General features: G+C 73.8%; 25 protein-coding genes. 16 read left to right on the forward strand and 9 right to left on the reverse strand.

Translation table 11 applies throughout. The features are described from left to right. Positions 1 to 22: 22 nt before the first annotated feature. Positions 23 to 226, reverse strand: coding sequence for a cold-shock protein (locus Val02_RS01855; protein ID WP_203897519.1), 204 nt, complete (start codon positions 224 to 226; stop codon positions 23 to 25). A gap of 245 nt (positions 227 to 471) precedes the next feature. Here Val02_RS01855 and Val02_RS01860 point away from each other — a divergent pair, with 245 nt between their 5' ends. Both Val02_RS01860 and Val02_RS01865 read left to right on the forward strand, forming a co-directional pair. Beyond that, on the forward strand, positions 472 to 819 hold the full coding sequence (locus Val02_RS01860; protein ID WP_373317851.1) for an ArsR/SmtB family transcription factor: 348 nt from the start codon (positions 472 to 474) through the stop codon (positions 817 to 819). Next, positions 816 to 1,286, forward strand: coding sequence for an SRPBCC family protein (locus tag Val02_RS01865; RefSeq protein ID WP_203897060.1), 471 nt, complete (start codon positions 816 to 818; stop codon positions 1,284 to 1,286). Before Val02_RS01860 ends, Val02_RS01865 begins: the two co-directional genes overlap by 4 nt. Here Val02_RS01865 and Val02_RS01870 read toward each other — a convergent pair. Continuing rightward, positions 1,265 to 1,744 carry a hypothetical protein gene (locus Val02_RS01870; protein WP_203897061.1) on the reverse strand — a complete coding sequence of 160 codons (480 nt, stop codon included), beginning with the start codon at positions 1,742 to 1,744 and terminating at the stop codon, positions 1,265 to 1,267. The genes Val02_RS01865 and Val02_RS01870 overlap by 22 nt on opposite strands. Before the next feature lie 120 nt (positions 1,745 to 1,864). Between Val02_RS01870 and Val02_RS48100 the strand changes: the two genes are divergently transcribed. The 3 genes from Val02_RS48100 (at position 1,865) to Val02_RS01885 (ending at position 4,540) form a co-directional block, all read left to right on the forward strand. After that, positions 1,865 to 3,754: an Hsp70 family protein gene (locus Val02_RS48100; protein ID WP_275415532.1), complete on the forward strand. Its 1,890-nt coding sequence runs from the start codon at positions 1,865 to 1,867 to the stop codon at positions 3,752 to 3,754. A gap of 61 nt (positions 3,755 to 3,815) precedes the next feature. After that, a complete protein-coding gene (locus tag Val02_RS01880) occupies positions 3,816 to 4,148 on the forward strand; it encodes a hypothetical protein (protein WP_203897063.1) in 333 nt (110 codons plus the stop codon). Next, positions 4,145 to 4,540, forward strand: a complete 396-nt coding sequence (locus Val02_RS01885) for a hypothetical protein (protein ID WP_203897064.1) — start codon at positions 4,145 to 4,147, stop codon at positions 4,538 to 4,540. The genes Val02_RS01880 and Val02_RS01885 overlap by 4 nt, the downstream gene beginning before the upstream one ends. Here Val02_RS01885 and Val02_RS01890 read toward each other — a convergent pair. From Val02_RS01890 to Val02_RS01900, 3 genes are read right to left on the reverse strand one after another with little or no spacing between them, the layout of a single operon-like run. Further along, positions 4,530 to 5,270 carry an SDR family NAD(P)-dependent oxidoreductase gene (locus Val02_RS01890; RefSeq protein WP_203897065.1) on the reverse strand — a complete coding sequence of 247 codons (741 nt, stop codon included), beginning with the start codon at positions 5,268 to 5,270 and terminating at the stop codon, positions 4,530 to 4,532. The genes Val02_RS01885 and Val02_RS01890 overlap by 11 nt on opposite strands. Positions 5,271 to 5,327: 57 nt before the next feature. Continuing rightward, complete coding sequence (locus Val02_RS01895; protein WP_203897066.1) at positions 5,328 to 5,891, reverse strand: TetR/AcrR family transcriptional regulator; 564 nt, start codon at positions 5,889 to 5,891, stop codon at positions 5,328 to 5,330. Between the two features lie 32 nt (positions 5,892 to 5,923). After that, positions 5,924 to 6,520, reverse strand: a complete 597-nt coding sequence (locus Val02_RS01900; RefSeq protein WP_239151556.1) for a TetR/AcrR family transcriptional regulator — start codon at positions 6,518 to 6,520, stop codon at positions 5,924 to 5,926. Between the two features lie 80 nt (positions 6,521 to 6,600). On the opposite strand from Val02_RS01900, the gene Val02_RS01905 reads away from it, so the two are divergent. The 4 genes from Val02_RS01905 (at position 6,601) to Val02_RS01920 (ending at position 9,527) form a co-directional block, all read left to right on the forward strand. Continuing rightward, positions 6,601 to 7,434, forward strand: a complete 834-nt coding sequence (locus Val02_RS01905) for an SDR family NAD(P)-dependent oxidoreductase (protein WP_203897067.1) — start codon at positions 6,601 to 6,603, stop codon at positions 7,432 to 7,434. Between the two features lie 77 nt (positions 7,435 to 7,511). Beyond that, a complete protein-coding gene (locus tag Val02_RS01910; RefSeq protein ID WP_203897068.1) occupies positions 7,512 to 7,985 on the forward strand; it encodes an SRPBCC family protein in 474 nt (157 codons plus the stop codon). Further along, a complete protein-coding gene (locus Val02_RS01915; protein WP_203897069.1) occupies positions 7,982 to 8,323 on the forward strand; it encodes a YciI family protein in 342 nt (113 codons plus the stop codon). Before Val02_RS01910 ends, Val02_RS01915 begins: the two co-directional genes overlap by 4 nt. Continuing rightward, positions 8,310 to 9,527 (forward strand): RNA polymerase sigma factor, encoded by a 1,218-nt coding sequence (locus Val02_RS01920; RefSeq protein WP_203897070.1) that lies wholly within the window; start codon positions 8,310 to 8,312, stop codon positions 9,525 to 9,527. Before Val02_RS01915 ends, Val02_RS01920 begins: the two co-directional genes overlap by 14 nt. On the opposite strand, the gene Val02_RS01925 is transcribed toward Val02_RS01920, so the two are convergent. Next, positions 9,511 to 10,302 (reverse strand): alpha/beta fold hydrolase, encoded by a 792-nt coding sequence (locus tag Val02_RS01925; RefSeq protein WP_203897071.1) that lies wholly within the window; start codon positions 10,300 to 10,302, stop codon positions 9,511 to 9,513. The two genes, Val02_RS01920 and Val02_RS01925, sit on opposite strands and share 17 nt — an antisense overlap. A gap of 103 nt (positions 10,303 to 10,405) precedes the next feature. Between Val02_RS01925 and Val02_RS01930 the strand changes: the two genes are divergently transcribed. Then, a complete protein-coding gene (locus Val02_RS01930) occupies positions 10,406 to 11,371 on the forward strand; it encodes a sigma-70 family RNA polymerase sigma factor (protein ID WP_203897072.1) in 966 nt (321 codons plus the stop codon). 9 nt (positions 11,372 to 11,380) lie between these two features. On the opposite strand, the gene Val02_RS01935 is transcribed toward Val02_RS01930, so the two are convergent. Both Val02_RS01935 and Val02_RS01940 read right to left on the reverse strand, forming a co-directional pair. Next, positions 11,381 to 11,770 carry an STAS domain-containing protein gene (locus tag Val02_RS01935; RefSeq protein ID WP_203897073.1) on the reverse strand — a complete coding sequence of 130 codons (390 nt, stop codon included), beginning with the start codon at positions 11,768 to 11,770 and terminating at the stop codon, positions 11,381 to 11,383. Positions 11,771 to 11,800: 30 nt separating this feature from the next. Continuing rightward, positions 11,801 to 12,319, reverse strand: coding sequence for an AAA family ATPase (locus tag Val02_RS01940; RefSeq protein WP_203897074.1), 519 nt, complete (start codon positions 12,317 to 12,319; stop codon positions 11,801 to 11,803). A 200-nt stretch (positions 12,320 to 12,519) separates the two neighbouring features. Here Val02_RS01940 and Val02_RS01945 point away from each other — a divergent pair, with 200 nt between their 5' ends. Then, a complete protein-coding gene (locus Val02_RS01945) occupies positions 12,520 to 12,852 on the forward strand; it encodes a YciI family protein (RefSeq protein WP_203897075.1) in 333 nt (110 codons plus the stop codon). Here the strand turns inward: Val02_RS01945 and Val02_RS01950 are convergent. Further along, the gene (locus Val02_RS01950) at positions 12,849 to 13,373 is read right to left on the reverse strand and encodes a TetR/AcrR family transcriptional regulator (RefSeq protein WP_203897521.1); all 525 of its coding nucleotides are present in this window, start codon (positions 13,371 to 13,373) and stop codon (positions 12,849 to 12,851) included. The genes Val02_RS01945 and Val02_RS01950 overlap by 4 nt on opposite strands. Positions 13,374 to 13,477: 104 nt before the next feature. On the opposite strand from Val02_RS01950, the gene Val02_RS01955 reads away from it, so the two are divergent. The 5 genes from Val02_RS01955 (at position 13,478) to Val02_RS01975 (ending at position 18,348) form a co-directional block, all read left to right on the forward strand. Beyond that, on the forward strand, positions 13,478 to 14,311 hold the full coding sequence (locus tag Val02_RS01955; RefSeq protein ID WP_203897076.1) for a Vgb family protein: 834 nt from the start codon (positions 13,478 to 13,480) through the stop codon (positions 14,309 to 14,311). A gap of 176 nt (positions 14,312 to 14,487) precedes the next feature. Next, complete coding sequence (locus Val02_RS01960) at positions 14,488 to 15,567, forward strand: DNA glycosylase AlkZ-like family protein (RefSeq protein WP_203897077.1); 1,080 nt, start codon at positions 14,488 to 14,490, stop codon at positions 15,565 to 15,567. A gap of 7 nt (positions 15,568 to 15,574) precedes the next feature. Then, positions 15,575 to 16,138, forward strand: a complete 564-nt coding sequence (locus Val02_RS01965; protein WP_239151565.1) for a GNAT family N-acetyltransferase — start codon at positions 15,575 to 15,577, stop codon at positions 16,136 to 16,138. A gap of 10 nt (positions 16,139 to 16,148) precedes the next feature. Beyond that, the gene (locus Val02_RS01970) at positions 16,149 to 16,763 is read left to right on the forward strand and encodes a GrpB family protein (protein WP_203897078.1); all 615 of its coding nucleotides are present in this window, start codon (positions 16,149 to 16,151) and stop codon (positions 16,761 to 16,763) included. A gap of 88 nt (positions 16,764 to 16,851) precedes the next feature. Continuing rightward, positions 16,852 to 18,348, forward strand: a complete 1,497-nt coding sequence (locus Val02_RS01975) for a hypothetical protein (protein WP_203897079.1) — start codon at positions 16,852 to 16,854, stop codon at positions 18,346 to 18,348. The last annotated feature ends 26 nt before the right edge of the window (positions 18,349 to 18,374 follow it).

Here is an 18,374-nt window from a genome sequence, read left to right on the forward strand (position 1 = left end):
GATCCGAAAAGAGCACTGCGTCCTAAAGGGCCCGGACGTTGGCCGCCTGAGGGCCCTTCTGGCCCTGAGTGACCTCGAACTCCACCTTCTGGCCCTCGGCCAGTTCGCGGTAGCCGTTGCCGGTGATCGCCGAATAGTGCACAAAAACGTCGGCTCCGCCGCCGTCCTGCTGAATGAAGCCGTAACCCTTTTCGGAGTTGAACCACTTCACGGTGCCGCTTGCCACCCGTTCCTCCTTGCCTTCTGCGAAGTGCCCGACCGCAACCTCCGCGATCGCGTCCACTCCACAGGACAGACAGTAGCGGCCGTGTCGACCGCACGCCTCGCGGCCCGGCAATCCGACATCCACCCGGGGGGTGCGAACGCCGTCGACACCCCCTCCGAGCAGGCGTTCCGGGGCTGATCGCCGCTTTGAATCGGACGGCCGTGTCGATGCCGGGAACTTTCGGGCGTCGGGCTTGACGGCGTTCATTGGTAAGTCGTAGCTTACCGTTCGTGGGTACTTACCAAACGGGCGAGGGCTGGGACGCGCTGGGCGACCCGACCCGACGCGCCATCGTCGAGTGCCTCGCCGAGCGGCCCCGGGCCGTGGGGGAGCTGGCCGAGCTGCTGCCGATCAGCCGTCCGGCGGTCTCCCAGCACCTGAAGGTGCTCAAGGACGCCGGCCTCGTCGAGGACCGCGCGGCCGGCACCCGCCGGGTCTACCGGCTCAACCCCGCGGGCGTCGCCGCGCTGCGGGACCAACTGGACACGTTCTGGCGCCGCGCGCTGGACGGTTTTCAGGACGTCGTAGAGGAACCGAACGAGGAGAAGTCATGACAGCTTCGGCAACCGTGGTGCGCCGCGAACTCGTCGTCGCCGCGCCGATCGAGCGGGCGTTCGCGGTGTTCACCGAGCGCTTCGGCGAGATCAAGCCGGTCGAGCACAACCTGCTGGGCGCCGAGAAGGTCGAGACCGTGTTCGAGCCGAGGGTCGGCGGGCACATCTACGACCGGGCACCGGACGGGACCGAGTGCCGGTGGGCCCGGGTGCTCGCGTTCGAGCCGCCGAGCCGGCTGGTGTTCAGCTGGGACATCGGCCCGACCTGGCAACTGGAGACCGACGAGGCGAACGCCAGCGAGGTCGAGGTGACGTTCGTGGCCGAGGAACCCGGGCGCACCAGGGTGGTGCTCGAACACCGGCACATCGACCGGCACGGTCCCGGCTGGGAGGGCCTGCGCGACGGCGTCGACGCCCCCGACGGCTGGCCGCTGTACCTGGACCGCTACGCCGCCCTCCTGGGCTGAGCGGGCCCGCCCGCCGGTGGGAGCGACCCCGCCGGCGGGCGGAACCACCCGCGCGCCGCCGGCACGAACATCAGCACGCACGCCGCGAGCACGGCCGCCACGTGCACCACCCGACTGCCGGCGAAGACCAGGTCGAGCGCCGGTGCCGCGGCGGCCCACGCCACGGGCGAGTTCCCGGAGAGCATCCACGACAGCGGCCCGACGACCAGGGAGAGCGTCCCGAACACGCCGAGCAGCCCGGTCAGGGCCCAGCGGGCCCACGGGCGCCCGGCACGCATCCGCACCGCCAGGACGGTCGCGACCACGAACACCGTGCCGCGCACCGCGACACCCGCGACGGCGCCGCCACCCGCCTCGCCGGACGCCACCACGAGAACCGTCTCGAACGCGCCCGCGCCGATCGCGGCGAGCCAGAGGAGAAAAGCGGCGCGCACCGCGCCGGGAGGCCTGGTATCCATGCCCATGACGCTCCCGCGCGCGCCGGCACGGGACACGCCTGCCCGCCTCCGGATCATCGGTGCGGTCAGCCCTACCGGAGGCCCGCCTCGACGGTTCGGCGCGCTCGTAGAATGCCGCTGATGAGCCGCGGCTATCTGCTCGGGATCGACTACGGCACCTCCAACACCGTCGCGGTCCTGGCCCGTCCGGACGGGCCGGCTCGGCCGTTGCTGTTCGACGGCTCGCCGCTGCTGCCCTCGGCCGTGTACCTCGACACCGACGGCGGCCTCCTCGTGGGCCGGGCCGCCGTGCACAGCGCCCGCCGCGACCCGGCCCGCTACGAGCCGAACCCGAAGCGCGGCATCGACGAGGGCACCGTGCTGCTCGGCACGGACGAGGTGCCCGTGACGGCGTTGATCGCGGCGGTCGTGCGCACGGTCGCCGCCGAGGCGCACCGCACCGTCGGCGGGGCGCCGCTCGACGAGGTGGTGCTGACCTGCCCGGCCGGCTGGGGGAACACCCGACGGCAGGTGCTGCGCGACGCGGCCGCCGCGGCCGGGTTCGGGGCGGTGCGGCTCGTCGAGGAACCGATCGCGGCCGCCGCGCACTTCCTGCACCAGCCGGACGTCGCCGTGGCGCCCGGCCAGGCCGTCGTCGTGTACGACCTGGGCGCGGGAACGTTCGACGTCAGCGTCGTGCGCCGGGAACCGGAGGGCTTCACCGTCCTGGTCTCCGACGGGCTGCCCGACGTCGGCGGGCTCGACGTCGACGCCGCCCTGGTGGACTACTTCGGCGCGGTGCTGGGCGTGCGGCAGCCGGAGGTCTGGGCCCGGCTGGAGGAGCCGCGCACGCCGGCCGAGCGCCGCGACCGCCGCCAGCTGTGGGACGACGTGCGAACGGCCAAGGAACTGCTGTCCCGCACCGGTTCGACCGTGGTCTTCCTGAGCGGGCTCGACGAGGAGGCCACCCTCGGCCGGGAACAGGTCGAGCAACTGGCCGGGCGGCTGCTGCGCCGCACGGTGGACGTCACCCGTGCGACGCTGCGCCGGGCCGGCACAACCGCCGCCGACGTCGCCGGGGTGTTCCTCGTCGGCGGAGCCAGCCGGATGCCGGCCGTCGCCACGCTGCTGCACCGGTCGCTCGGGATCGCGCCGTACGCGCTCGAGCAGCCCGAACTGGTCGTCGCGGAGGGCAGCCTCGCCGCCGCCCGCCACGGCGCCCCACAGGCCGCTGAGGACCGCCAGGCGGCGCCGGCGGTGTGGCGGCCGGATGCGCCCGGCGCCTGGGGTCCGGAGGGATCGGGCCCGGCGCGCCGCCCGGAGGCGCCCGCGGCACCCGGCCTCCCACGCACCCGCGCCCCGGCGGCGCCATCCGCCGCCGGGCGCCGGGGCAGCGCGGCCGCCGTGTCGCGCCGGGAGGGCGCGCCGGCCGGGGGAGCGCCGGTGCCGGCGGGGCAGGTTCCCGTGACGACCCTGCCGATGCACGCGATGCGGCTCTCCCTGCCCTCCGGCATCGACGGCAGCACGATGCGGTTCGAGGACGAGGACGACCCCGACTACGTCGCCTTTCTGGAACGCGACGGCGGCCTCCTGCTGTTCCGCTCGCCGATGGAGATGCTGCGCCACGTCGTGCGCTCGAACGGGCACCCGCTCGCCGACCATCCACAGTGGAGCGACCTCCGCGCGCAGCTGACCGACGCGGCCGTCGCGCCGGACCCCGAGGACGTCGTGGACTTCGACGTGTTGCTGTACTCGTTCGAGTACCCGCCGGAGCGCTGGCTCCCGAACCTTTTCATCGCCGGCTATTCCGTCGCGCTGGACATCGCCACGGCGTTCGCGCTCACCGACGTCCTGCGCGAACTCGCACCGGAGCGGCTGCTCGGCCGGGTCGACGACCTGATGCGCCAGGCCGACCAGCCGCTGGCCGGACGGAAGGCGCGTCGGCAGATCCGCGACCTCGACGCGATGCGGGTCGAACGCCGCTGGCGCCAGGTCGTCGACGCCCTGGACGCCGTCGCCGTCTGGGCCTGAACGGCCACGAAGTAGATCATCGTCGGTGCGCTGAGGACCGGGATTGGCCTAGGCTGTCGAGATGGGCGTGGGCGCGAGGGCGGCCGGGGGCTTCACCGCGATAGCGGGCTGGGTCCACGACTCCGCCGTGCCCGCGTTCGTGGCGTCGCTGGCGGCGCTGGCCGGCCGGACGTTCGACGACGCGGACCACGCCGCTCTGGACAAGGAGCTGGCCGCCACCGACGCCGACGACCCCGACACCTGGGCGAGTGTGGCGCTCGCCGGCGACGTTCAGCTGACCGTGGAGCTCGCCGTCGTGCGGGGCACCGGCACGACGCTCGCGCAGGTGTGGTTCCCGGACGACGGCGAGCTGCGCGAACGCGTCGATGCGCTGCTCTCGCACGGCCACCCGTGACCGACGCGTGCGCGACCTGCGGCGCGCCGGTGCGGCCCGTCGTCTCCGAGCGTGCCGAGCCTCGCCTCAACCGCACCGCGTGGGCCGTGGAGACCCGGTGCGGCGCGTGCGGTGCGGCCGAGGTGGTCGACGGGTGGGGCGAACCGCCCGAGGACGTGCGCGCCGCGCTGGTCGCCCGCGACGGGCTGACCCGCCTGACCGTCGACCCGGCGACCGCCACGAAGCTGCGGACCGTCCAGGCGCTGCGGCACGTTGCGGCCACGTCGATCCCGGAAGCGCTCGCCCGCCACGAGGAGCTGATCACCACCGGGCTGACCGGCCGGCCGGCGCCGATGGAGCTGCTCGCCGACCTGCTGCGGGACGCGGGCGTGGCGGTCGTGGTCAGGCCGTGAAGCCGCCGTCGACGTTCACCGTGGCGCCGGTGATGTAGCGGGCGTCCGGGCCGGCGAGGAACGCCACCGTCGCCGCGATGTCGTCCGGCGCCGCGTAGTGGCCGAGCGCCGTGAACCCGTTGATGACGGCCGCGTTCGGGCCGTCGGCCGGGTTCAGGTCGGTGTCGGTGGGGCCCGGGTTGACGAGGTTGACCGTGATGGCGCGCGGGCCCAGTTCGCGACCGAGTGCCTTGGTGAGCCCGATGAGCGCGGTCTTGCTCATCGCGTACAGCGCGAAGCCGGGGAAGACCGTGCGTTCGGCCATGTTGCTGCCGATCGTCACGATGCGGCCGCCCGCCGACATGTGCCGCGCGGCCGCCTGCGAGGCGAGGAACGGCGCGCGGACGTTGACGGCGACCGTCTGTTCGAACTCCGCCAGGCTCAGCTCCGCCAGGGGGCCGAGCAGGAATGCCCCGGCGTTGTTGACCAGGATGTCGATGCGACCGTGGGCGGCGACGACCCGTTCGACCGCATCGACCGGCGCGCCGGGATCCGCACTGTCCGCGCGGACCGCCGTGGCGCGGCCGCCGGCTGTGGTCACCTCGTCCACGACGGCGTCGGCGCGCCGCTCGTCGTCCTGGAAGGTGAACGCGACCTCGGCCCCGTCGCGGGCCAGCCGCCGTACCACCGCCGCGCCGATGCCCCGGCCGCCGCCGGTCACGAGCGCTACTTTTCCGTCGAGAGTGTGCATGCCGACGATCGTCGTGCGCCGGGTGCGTCGGTGTCTGGCGGCGATCGGACCCGGCGTTCAGAGGCTCCGGGTGAACATGCGGATGAGGCGCTCGTAGGTCTCGTCGAGCTCCTGCGGCAGGCCGAACCCGCCGGCGGTCTCGATGGTGGCGAAGCCGTGCGCGATGGAGCGCGCCGCCCGGACGGCGTGCACGGCGGCCGCTCCTTCGAGGCCGTAGCCGCGCAGCACCGCGAGGAAGACGTTCAGCAGGCGGGTGCCGGCCTCGACGAGGGCCGGGTCGTGCAGCGGGTCGGCCGGCACGGCGGCGTACCGCGCGGGGAACGCCACCGCGTAGGCCCGGTAGGCGTGCATGAGGCGGGTGACGGCGTCGTCCCCGCTGCGGCCCACGACGGCGGCGGTGAAGCGCGCGGTCATGTCGTCCATGACCCGCCGGGCGACCAGTGTGCGCAGCTCGGCGACGCTCGCGACGTGCTTGTACAGCGACGGCGCCGCCACCTGGGTCCGGGCGGCCACGGCCGCGAACGTCAACGCGTCGAGCCGGCCCTGCTCGTCGACGATCGCGAGCGCGGCGTCGACGACGGCGTCGGTCGACAGCCCGGCCCGCCGCTGGCTACGAACCATAGCTGCAAAGCTATGAGACCTAGCCGCACGCGTCAAGTCGCCGGTTCGGCCGCCGGCGCGGTGGTGGCGACCAGTTCCACCAGGTGGGTGACGAGCTCCTCGGCGGTGACGCGCCACTTGTCGGTGGAGAGGTGGCCGCTGACCTCCATCGCCGTGACGCCGTGCGCGCCGGCCAGCAGCAGTGCGCCGTAGCGGCGGGCGTCCCGTTCGCCGACGACGGCGGCCACCATCGCGAGGAACTCGTCCTGGCTGCGCTGCGCCACGCGGGCCACCGCGGCCGGGTCGCCGGACGGGATCGTGAACATCTGCTGGAACAGGTGCGGCTGCTGCCGTCCGACCGCGATGAGGGCGGTGAGCGCGGCGCGGAGCCGGTCGACCGGTGCGAGCGCGGCGTCCGCGCGCAGGGCCCGCTGCCCGGCGATGTTGCGTTCCCACGCCTCGATCGCCACCGCGCTGAGCAGGCTCTCCTTGTCGGCGAAGTGCTTGTACGGGGCGCCGCGGCTCACTCCGGCTCGGGCGCCCACCTCGCGCAGGGTCACCGCGCTGGGGCCGCCCTCGTCGAGGAGTTCGGCGGCCGCGTCGACGAGGGCGCGGCGGGTGGCGGCGGCGGACTCCACACGGCTGATCATGCCGACCATTCTACGGTTGACAGTGTCACCCGAACGCGGCTACCGTCGTTCGGGTGACAACGTCATCTGAAACTCGGGAAATGGTCGTGGTGACCGGGGCGTCCACCGGACTCGGTGCGGCGACCGCGCGGGAGTTGGCCGGTCGGGGGTTCCATGTGCTCGCCGGTGTGCGTCGGGAGAGCGACGCCGACGCCATCCGCGCCAACGGCGTCGAGCCCGTCATGCTCGACATCACCTCATCGGAGCAGATCGCCGCGCTCGCGGCCCGCGTCGAGGCGGGGCCGGCACTGCGGGCCCTGGTCAACAACGCCGGCATCGCCGTCAACGCGCCCGTCGAGGCGCTGCCGATCGACGACTGGCGGTGGCAGTTCGAGGTGAACCTCTTCGGCCAGGTGGCCGTCACCCAGGCCCTGCTGCCGGCGCTGCTGCGCAATGCGGGCCGCGTGGTGAACATCAGCTCGATCGGCGGGCGGGTCGCGCTGCCCACCTACGGCGCCTACGCCGGTGCGAAGTTCGCGCTGGAGGCCGTGAGCGACGCTCTGCGCCGCGAGATGAAGCCGCACGGGCTGCAGGTGGTGGTCGTCGAGCCGGGCGGCGTCGTCACCCGGCTGAACGGCCGCGCCGTCGCCACCGTGCGGCAGCTGGCCGACCGCATGACCGCCGCCCAGCACCGCCGGCACGACGGACTGATCGAGGCGATCATCTCGCACTCGGCGGCGTTCACGAAGGCGGGCACGCCGGCCGACCGGGCGGCGCAGGTGGTCGCGAAGGCCGTGACGGCGCGCAAGCCGCGCACCCGCTACACCATCGGACGCGACGCCGCCCTGATGACGCGCGTGCCGCGGTTCGTCTCCGACCGGGTGCTCGACCGGATGCTCGCCGCCGACCTGCGCCCGCACTTCCCGAAGGGGTAGGCGGGTCTCGTCGACCGGCGGCGCGGAAAATTTCGGCCGGGGTGTAGTAGCGGGCGTCCGCCGTTCGTCATGGACACATGGATCACGTGACAGGTGTGGGAGCGGCGGTCGCGGTGACCGTTCGGGTCCCGCGGGAGCGGATGTGGGAACTGGTCACCGCCGTCGAACGGATCGGCGAGTGGAGCCCCGAGGCGTGGGGCGGCGCGTGGTGCGCGGGAGCCGACGGGCCCGTGCCGGGCGCCCGGTTCACCGCCCACAACCGGTTCCCGAACGGGCTGCGGACTACGGTGACCTGCGTGGTGACCGAAGCGGAACGACCCCGGGTCTTCGGGTGGAACGTGCTCGACCCCACCGGCGACGTCGGTTCGGCCTGGCGCTACGAACTGCTGCCGGGCGAGGAACCGGGGACGACGCTGGTGCGGCACACGTTCACCCACGGGCCGGGCGTCACCGGGGCCCGGCAGTCGCCCGGGGGCCTCGACGGCAGGCTGGAGACCTTGCGCCGCAACATGACCGCCACGATTACCGCCATGACGGGAGCACACCGATGAAATACCTGATGCTGGTCTGCTACGACCCCGCCGACCGGCCGGCGCCCGACGACGCCGCGCCCGACGTGGAGGAGTGGGTGCGCGAGATGGACGCCAAGGGCATCCGGATCACCGGCAACCGCACCCGGCCGGCGAGCGATGCCACCACGGTGCGCGTGCGGGACCGGCAGGTGCTGCTGACCGACGGGCCGTACGCCGAGACGCGTGAGCAGATGGCCGGGTTCGACATCCTGGAGTGCGCGGATCTCGACGAGGCCGTCGAGGTGGCGTCGAGGCATCCGATGGCCTGGGCGGGCATGATCGAGATCCGGCCGTTCTGGCCCGATGACGAGTCCTGAGGAACTCCTCGCCGGGCTGTACGCCGACGGGTGGAGCCGGATCGTGGCCGTCATGGTCCGGCTCACCCGCGACATGGACCTGGCGGAGGAGTGCGCGCAGGAGGCGTTCGCGAAGGCGCTCGTCTCCTGGCCCGCGTCCGGGGTGCCGGACCAGCCGCTGGCGTGGCTCACCACCGCCGCGCGCAACCACGGGCTCGACCGGCTGCGGCGGGCGCGGACCGAGGCGGCCAAACTCCGGGAGGTGGCGCTCTCCGACAGCTCGCCGCCGGACTTTCCCGCCGACGGCGACATCCCGGACGAGCGGCTCGAGCTGATGTTCACCTGCTGCCACCCGTCGCTGAACCTGGACGCCCAGGTGGCGCTGACGTTGCGGAGCCTGGCCGGGATGAGCACCGCCGAGATCGCGCGGGCGTTCCTGGTGCCGGAGAAGACGATGGGGCAGCGGCTGTTCCGGGCCAAGCAGAAGGTGGCGCACGCGGGCATCCCGTTCCGCGTGCCGCCGGCGCACCTGCTGCCGGAACGGCTGCCCGCCGTGCTGCACGTGCTGTACCTGCTCTTCACCCAGGGCTACGGCGATCCGGCGCACGCGCGGCTGAGCCTCGAGGCGATCCGGCTCGCCCGCGTGCTGTGCGCCCTCATGCCCGACGAACCGGAGGCGCTCGGCCTGCTCGCCCTCATGCTGCTGCACGAGGCGCGGCGGGCGGCCCGGTTCGACGACGCCGGCGACCTGGTGACGCTGGAGGAGCAGGACCGTGCGCGGTGGGACGCGGCGCGGACGGCCGAGGGCGCGGCGCTGGTCGAACGCGCGTTGCGCCGCGGGCGCGCGGGGGCGTTCCAGATCCAGGCCGCCATCGCCGCGGTGCACGCGAGCGCGAACGACCCGGCGCGGACCGACTGGGCGCAGATCGTCGGCCTGTACGACCACCTGGCGCGCCTGGCGCCGAGCCCGGTCGTGGACCTCAACCGGGCCGCGGCGCTCGGCATGGCACACGGCCCCGAGGCGGCGCTGCCGCTGCTCGACGCGCTGGACGAGCCGCTGCGCGACTACTACCTGCTGCACGCGACCCGCGCCGACCTGCTGCGCCGCGCCGGGCGCCCGGACGCGGCGGCGGGCAGCTACGAAGCGGCGCTCGCCCTCGCTCCCACCGAGGCCGAACGCCGCTTCCTGCGCGGGCGCCTCTGCGCGTCTACTCCGCGTCGATGAACGCCAGCGTGGTCGTGGCGAACAGCGGCGAGTCGACCACGTTGTAGTGCGTCAGCCCGGGCAGGATCGCCAGCGCGTGCCCACCCTTCGGCCGGCCCTCGCCCATCCAGCCGCCGTCGCGCTGACCGCCGTCGAGCAGCCCGAACACCTCGACGAAGTGGCTCGGCGGGCACATGTCGGCGTCGGCCGCGACGATGCAGGTCGGCACCTGGAGCCCGCGCACCTCCGCGGTGAAGTCGAAGTCCACCTGCATCGCCGCGCCGATCTTGTCGAGCAGCTTCGGGAAGTCCTCCGGGCGCGGCGCCACCCGCTGGTACAGCTCGTACATCGGCGTTTCCTTCATGAACTCGACCGCGGCCGCGTTGACCTGCCCCTGCTGCGCCAGAAGCTCCGGGTAGGTGGCCGAACGGCGGATCCCCGCCGAGGCCACCACCAGCCGCCGCACCTTCTCCGGGTGGCGGATCCCGACCTGCAGCGCGACGCCGCCGCCGAGCGAGAAGCCCGCCACGTCCGGCTGTTCCAGGCCCAGGTGCGCGATGAGCGCGCCGATGTCGTCGCCCATCGTCGGAATCTCCAGCGGCCGGTCGACGTCGGCGGTGCGGCCGTGCCCCTGCAGGTCCGGCAGGATCACCTGGTGCTGCTCGGCCAGTGCGTCCAGGACCGGCCCGTAGAACATCTCGCCCGAACCGAGACCGCCGTGCAGCAGCACCAGCGGCCGGCCGCTGCCGTGGGTCTCGTAGTAGAGGTTGATCCCGTTGACCTCGGCGTAGGACATTTCGGCTCCTTTGTGATTTCCGTGTCAGTCGTCAGTGTCGACCGGACGGGTCGCCGGAACTCATCGCTTCGGAAGTGTCATACCCGTGGTTTAGGTTGCGGGGGTGAACGACGTGGCGATCGAGTCCCAGCTCGAGCCGTATCGGCGGGAGCTGACCGGCTACTGCTACCGGATGCTGGGCAACGCGTTCGAGGCGGAGGACGCCGTCCAGGACACGATGGTGCGCGCCTGGAAGGGGTTCGACCGGTTCGAGGGCCGGTCGAGTTTGCGTTCGTGGCTGTACCGCATCGCCACCAACGTCTGCCTCAACACGCTCGCCAGCGCCCAGCTGCGCGTGCGGCCGATGGACCTGGGGCCGGCCGGCTCCGGCCACTCCGACAACCCGGGGGAGCCGCGCGCCGACGAGATCTGGGTGGGCCCGGCACCGGACGACCGCGTGCTGCCGGAGCGCGCCGACCCGGCCGACGTCATCGCCGGGCGCGAGTCGGTGCGGCTGGCGTTCGTCGCCGCGCTGCAGCACCTGCCGCCCAAGCAGCGGGCCGTGCTGATCCTGCGCGAGGTGCTCGCCTGGTCCGCCCAGGAGGTCGCCGAGCTGCTCGACACCAGCGTGCCGAGCGTCAACAGCGCGCTCCAGCGGGCCCGCGCGACCCTCGCCGCCACCGACACGGCGGCCGACGTGCACCGGCCCCTCGACGATGAGCAGAAGGCGCTGCTCACGAGGTACGTGTCGGCGTTCGAGGCGTACGACCTGGACGCGTTGACGTCGTTGCTGCACGAGGACGCCACGCTCAACATGCCGCCGCTGCCGCTGTGGCTGCGCGGGCACGCCGACATCCGGGCGTGGATGGGCGGGACGGGCATCGGCTGCGTGGGTTCGCGGCTGGTGCCGGTGACGGCCAACGGGCAGCCGGCGTTCGGGCAGTACCGCATCGCGGCCGACGGGGTGGGGCACGAGCCGTGGGCGTTGATCGTGCTGGAGGTGTCGGGCGGGAAGATCTCGGTCGTGTCCAACTTCCTCGACACGGCGCGGCTGTTCCCGCTGTTCGGGCTGCCGGCGCGGCTGGGCTGACCGCGCCGCTCAGGCCTGCGGGCCGCCCTCGGCGACGGGCTGCGGGTCGCCTTCAGCGGTGGGCTGCGGGCCGCCCTGGGCGATGGCCTGTTGGTCGCTTCCGGCGCGGGGGCGCGGGTCGCCTTCGGCGAGGACCCTGCCCAGGCCGACCAGGGCGATCAGGCGCCACAGGTCATGACCGGCGCCGGTGATCTCCAGGCGCCGGCCGTGCCGCCGCGCGGTCAGCCGCAGCCGGGCGATCGCCTCGACCGTCACCAGGTCCGGTGCCACCACGGCGGAGACGTCGCAGAGCACCGGTCCGGCCGGGTCCCCGGCGCACGGGTGCAGCGCCGCGGCGAGGTCGGCGCAGAGCACCGGAACGTCCGCGCGCGTCACCGTCGCGCCGAGGCGGAATCTCATGCCCGTACCGACCGGTGAGCGGAGCGAAACTCATCGCAGCGCCGCCTCGACGACGGCGACCCGTTCGGCGAGCGGGCCGGGCGGCACCTCCACCAGGGTGAAGCCGCACTCGAGATACGTCTCCTCGTGGATCCGTTCGAAGCGCAGCGAGTCCGCGAAGCTGATCCGCCGCGCGGCGGTCGGCTCGACGAATCCCTGGTTCCGGACGAAGAAAACCGTCGGCCGGTAGAACGCGACGGCGCGGGCCACCGCGGCGGTCAACGCGGGCGCGGCCGGCAGCCCGGCGTACCGGCTCAGGGCCAGGGTGCACACCGGCGACCGGTCGAAGAAGACGTCGCCCGACGCCCGGACGCCCTCCTCGCGCCGGCGCTGCAGGTCGAGGATCGCGTCGATGAACCCCGGGAACGGCTGCTGCTGCCCGAGCGCGAGCCGCAGCGCGATCACGTCGGTGGCCGCCTCCTCGACGACGGCGTGGCCGTGCAGTTCCAGCATCCGCAGCACCGCCGTCTTGCCGGCCCCGGGGGTGCCCGTGAGGACGAAATTGCGCACGCGTTCGCACGCTCCCTACGAAAGATGGGTGTGGTGCGAGGCGCACCGGAGACGGCCACGAGCGTGACCTCGCGAGTACCGTACCGCTCCCGCCCGCCGGGGCATACGGCCTAGCCTCCTAGGATGGGTTAGGGCGTGTGCGCCCGGTCGCCGGAGGCTGTCCTCGTGTAGCCGGCGAGCGTCGCGGGTACGGAGCGACCATGCCGAAGTTCGTGACGATCGGGTACGGCGACGCCGCCGGCTATGAAGGCACCGACGCCGCGGTGCGCGACGCGGCCCACGCGCACGACGCCCACCTGCGGGAGCGGGGCGTCGAGATGGGGATCGCCGGCCGTCCCGTGCAGGTGCGCAACCACGACGCCGCCGGGGTCAGCGCGCAGGAGGGGCCGTTCATGCGCTCCGAACTGCCGGTGGCCGGGTTCGCCGTGATCGAGGCGGAGACGATGGAGGAGGCCGTGGCGCTGGCGTCGCGCACCCCGTGCGCGGTCGCCCACGGCGTGGTCGAGGTCTGGCCGTTGAACGACGCGGTCTAGCCACCGAGCGCCGCCGCGGCGGCCAGGGCGGCGTAGCGCTCGGCGAGGCCGGGTGCCGCCGGGGCGCGCATCAGCGCCAGTTCGTGGAAGAGCGGCGCCGTCGCGGCGACCAGCACGGCCCGCGGGTCGGCGTCCGGGGCGGCGTCCCCCCGGGCGATCGCGCGGGTGACGACGACGGCGGCCCGGGCGTACCTGTCCTCCCAGAACGCCCGCAGCGCGTGCGCGGCGGCCGGCGAGCGGAACGACGCGGCGATGAGCGCCGTCGTCACCGGCGGCCGGCCGGTCAGCGCCTCGATCACCTGCGCGTTGACGGCCGTCAGATCGCCGCGCAGCGAACCGGTGTCGGGCGGCTCCCAGGCCTGCTCCCGCGCCGCGTCGAGGGCGTCGGCGAGCAGCCCGCCCGGGTCGCGCCAGCGGCGGTACACCGTGGTGCGGTGCACCCGCGAACGGGCGGCGACGGCGTCCACGCTCACCGCGTCGAAGCCCTCCTCGGTGAGGATCGCCGCGACGGCGGAGAGCACGCGCTCCCGGGTGTGCGCGGTGCGGCCGCCCGGCCGGCGGGTGACTTGCGCGTCGTCGGGCATTCGTTAATGCTACATCCGTCGCGTTAACGATGGGGGTGCGCATGCGCGTGATCGAACTGCCGGACGGCTGGGCGCCGTACGCCCTGGCCGCCGACGCCGACGGCGGCATCTGGATGACGCTCGTCGCCCCGGCCGGGCTCGCCCGGCTGGATCCCGCGGCGGCGGCCGGTCCACCGGCGTTGCACGGGATCGGTGCGGATGCCCGGCCGATGCAGCTGGTTGCCCGTTCGACCGGATCGGTGGCATACCCGCGGACCGACGACCGGATCGCCCACCTCGCCCCCGACGGCGCCGAGAGGCTGGACGAACTGCCGGCGGGCGCCAGCCCGTACGGCATCGCGGAGGCGGGCGGCGACCTGTGGTTCACGGCCACGGGCCTCGACCGGCTCGGGCGCCTCGCCCCCGACGGGACGCCGACCTGGGTCGAGCTGCCCGCCGGCGCGCGGCCGGCGATGGTGACCGGCACCGCCGACGGCGCGGTGTGGGCCACCCTGAACGGCGCCGGCGCGCTGGCCCGCCACCACGACGGCGAGCTGGAGATCCGCCCGCTGCCGGCGGGCGCGGCGCCGGTCGGCATCGCGGCGGACGGCGACGGCGTCTGGTACGCGGACATCGCGCGCGGCCTGGTCGGACACACGGCCACCGGGGAGGTGCGCCTCCCGGACCCGGCCTGCCGGCCGCACGCGGTCGCCGCCGACCCGGACGGCGGCTGCTGGGCCACGCTGTGGGGCTCCGGCGAACTGGCGCGGATCACCGCCGGCGGGGAGATCACGATCCACCCGTTGCCGGGAGCGGAGCCGCACGGGCTGGTCGTGACCGGCGGTCACGTCTGGGTGGCGATGGAGAGCGGCTCCCTCGTCGCCGTCCCTCGGTAGCGGAACCGGCGCCGACGATCGCACCGCTGACGACCGCGGTCAGCGTTGCGGCCGTGATCTTCATGTGCGGCGAGCGATTGTCGAACGACGCCAGTAGCCTCATGTCCGCTCACGTCTGTCGCGTCTCGGCGAGCTGAGCGAAAGATGAGCTGTTCGGTACTGAAAAACGGGGGTATGTGGCGTTGCTTCATATCGATCGGACCCAGGCGCGGCGGATCGCCGTTCGGGCGCAGCTGCTCGACGCCACCCGCCCCACCGGCCTCCTGGACACCCTCCGGCGGCTGACGCTGCTCCAGATCGATCCGACCGCCGCGATCGCGCCGAACGCGGACCTGGTCGCGTGGTCGAGGCTCGCGGACGCGTACGACCCGTCCCAGCTCCAGCAGGCGGTCGAACGGGACCGGAGCGCGTTCGAGCTCGGTGCCATGATCCGCCCGATCGAGGACCTGCGGCTGTACCTGCCGGACATGCACACCCGGCCCCGCGACGCCAAGGCACGCGAGTGGCTCGCGGCCAACGCGACGTTCCATCGGGACGTGCTCGCGCTGCTGGCGGAGAAGGGGCCGCTGCTGTCCCGCGACATCCCGGACACCAGCACGGTGCCGTGGCCGTCGAGCGGCTGGACCGACAACCGCAACGTCACGCAGTTGCTGGAGATCCTGAACAACCGCGGCGAGGTGGCGATCTCGGCGCGGCGCGGCCGGCAACGCCTGTTCGACCTGGCGTCGCGGGTCTATCCGACCGTCGCCGCGGACCTCTCCGTCGAGGAGGCCGCGCGGCTGCGCGACGAGCGCCGGCTCGGCGCCCTGGGCATCGCGCGCGCCCGGACCACGGCCTATCCGGTCGAACCCGCAGACGTCGGCGAGGCCGGGGAGGAGGCCACCGTCGAGGGGACCAAGGGGACCTGGCGGGTCGACCCGACCCTGCTCGGGCAGCCGTTCGAGGGGCGCACGGCGCTGCTGTCGCCGTTCGACCGGCTCGTGCACGACCGGACCCGCATCGAGGAGATCTTCGAGTACGAGTACACGCTGGAGATGTACAAGCCGGCGGCGAAGCGCCGATGGGGCTACTTCGCGCTGCCGATCCTGCACGGCGACCGGCTGGTCGGGAAGCTCGACGCGACCGCCGACCGCAAGGCCGGGGTGCTGCGGGTCAACGCGATCCACGAGGACGCGCCCTTCCCGAGGGCGGCCGTCGACGACGAGATCGCCGCCCTCGCGGCGTGGTTGGGGCTCGACGTCGCCCGTGCGTCATGATCGACGGGTGGAACTGCGCCCCTCGTATCCCGTCCGCACCGAACGGCTGCTGCTGCGCCCGCTGACCGTCGCCGACACCGATGCGCTGCTCGCCTACCGGGGCGATCCGCAGGTGTGCCGGTACCTGCCGTTCGCGCCGATGGACCGGCGGGTGATCGGCGAACGCTTCGCCGGCGTCTGGGCCACCACCGCACTGACGGACGAGGACCAGGCGATGACCCTCGGGGTCGAACTCGCCGCCACCGGTGAACTCGTCGGCGACGTGGTGCTGTTCTGGCGCAGTCGCGAGCACCGCCGCGGCGAGATCGGCTACGTCATGAACCCCGACCACCACGGCAAGGGCTACGCCACCGAGGCGGCGCGCGCCCTGCTGCGACTCGGGTTCGACGAACTGGGCCTGCACCGCATCACCGCCAGCCTCGACGAACGCAACACCGCCTCGGCCGCGCTCGCCCGCCGCCTCGGCATGCGCCAGGAGGCCCGGCTGGTGCACAACGAGTGGTTCAAGGGCGAGTGGAGCACCGAACTGGTCTTCGCCATGCTCGCCGAGGAGTGGGCCGCGCACCGCTAACCTTGGATGAATGCCCACTCCTGAGCAGATCACCCGGCACGACTCGTTCGACCCGCCCGAGGGACAGTCGGTCTGGGTCGGGAACGCCCGCCCGCGCACCGGCATCCACGTGGTCGACCCCGATCCGGCGTGGCCGGCGGCGTTCGCGGCGCTCGCCGACCGGATCCGTGGCGCGCTCGGCGAACGCGCCCTGGCGGTCGAGCACGTCGGTTCGACCTCGGTGCCGGGCCTGCCGGCGAAGCCGATCATCGACATCGACCTCATCGTCGAGGACCCGGCCGACGAGGCCACCTACGTGCCGGCACTGGAGGCCGCCGGCTTCGTGCTGGTGATCCGCGAGCCGTGGTGGCAGGAGCATCGCTGCTTCACCTCCGACGAGCCGAAGAGCAACCTGCACACGTTCGGCCCGGACGCGGCGGAGCCGGTGCGGCACCGGATGTTCCGGGAGTGGCTGCGTGCGCATCCGGAGGACCTGGCGCTCTACCGCGACACCAAACTCGCGGCCGCCAAGGCGTCGAACGCGGCCGGCGAGCACGTGATGGAGTACAACGCCCGCAAGGAGTCGGTGATCCGGGAAATCTACGACCGGGCGTTCCGTGCGGCGGGGCTGCTTCCCACGCGTTGACGCTTGCACGTGGCCATGCGGCAGGCGGATGGTCGGCATCCGCATTCCGCGTTGGCGGGCCGCGGCGGACCCGGTCACATTGGCCGGCATGCCACAGCCATTGATCGCGCTGGCGGTCGCCGCCGCCGCCGTGCTCCTGCCGGCGCGGCCCGCGGCGGCGCACCCGCTCGACGTCTACCTGCAGGCGGCGTACCTGAGCCCGGCACCGGACGCGATCCGGCTCGAACTCGCCATCTCCCCGGGTGTCCTGGTCGCCCCGGACGCGCTGGCCGACCTCGACACCGACGCCGACCGGCGGATCACCGACACCGAGGCCCACGCCTTCGCCGAACGGGTCCTCGCCCGCCTGCACATGAGCGTCGGCGACACGGTGCTGCGGGCCGGCCTGACCGGGGTGGAGATGCCGCCGTACCCGACGATCCAGGCCGGGTACGGCACGATCCGCCTCTTCGCACGGGCGCCGGGAGCACCCGCCGGCCCGGGCGCGTTCGAGCTGCACTTCCGCAACGACCACGTGCCGCGGGGCGCCGCCTACCAGGTCAACGCCACGGTGGAGGAACGCGGGCCGGTCGCGCTCGGGCGCCAGCAGCGCGATGCGACCCAGCGGGAGAGCCGCATCGGCTACCGGATCGACCCGACGACCCGCTCCCCGCAGGTGGTCGTCTCCCGCCCCCGAACCTCCGACCGCCTGGCCGGCGTGCTCGAGTCCGGGCCGCTGTCGCCGGCCGTGGTGCTGCTGGCGCTGGCGTTCGCGGCGCTGCTCGGCGCGTCGCACGCGTTGACGCCCGGGCACGCCAAGACGCTCATCGCCGCGTACCTCGTCGGCAGCGGCGGCACCCTCCGCAACGCCCTCACGCTCGGGGCGGTCGTCACGTTCACGCACACGGCGTCGGTGATCGGGATCGGGCTGGTCGCGCTCCTCGCCGGCCGGGTGCTCGTGCCCGGGGTGCTGATGCCCGTCATGGCGACGGTTTCCGGGGTGCTCGTGCTCGCCATCGGGCTGCGCCTGGTGCGCCGGCGGTGGCCGGGGAGCGGCCTGTCCGCCGGGGGAGGCGCGCGCGGCGCCGGGGTCCCGCCCGGTCCCGCGCACGTGTCCGGATCCGTGCGCCCGTCCGGCATCGGGGGTCTGGCCGGCGTCGGCGACGCGCACGGCTCGCGCGGTGACGCGCACGGCTCGCTCGGCCGTGTGCACGGCCCTGGCCGAGGGCATGATCACGGGCACGGGCACAGTCACCTGCCGCCGGACGGCAAGGTGACCGCGGGCGGCCTCATCGGCATGGGCGTCTCCGGCGGGCTCGTGCCGTGCCCTGAGGCGCTCGGCGTCATGGTGCTGGCCGTCGGCGTCAACCGGACGCTCTTCGGCCTCGGCCTGATCCTCGCGTTCAGCCTCGGCCTCGGCGCGGTGCTGGTCGGCCTCGGCGTCCTCCTGGTCCGGTCGCGCCGGTTGATCGACCGCTTCGCGCGGGTCGGCGACCGCTGGGGCCGGGTGCTGCCGTTCGTCAGCGCGGTGGTGGTGACCGTGCTCGGCGCCGGGCTGCTCTGGCAGGGCGTGCGCGCCGGCCTCCCGCTGATCGCCGGGCCGTGAAAGGCGCACGCGACCGGCTCGTGAAG

Origin of the sequence: Virgisporangium aliadipatigenens (genome assembly GCF_016863615.1) — a bacterium.
GTDB classification, from domain to species: domain Bacteria; phylum Actinomycetota; class Actinomycetes; order Mycobacteriales; family Micromonosporaceae; genus Virgisporangium; species Virgisporangium aliadipatigenens.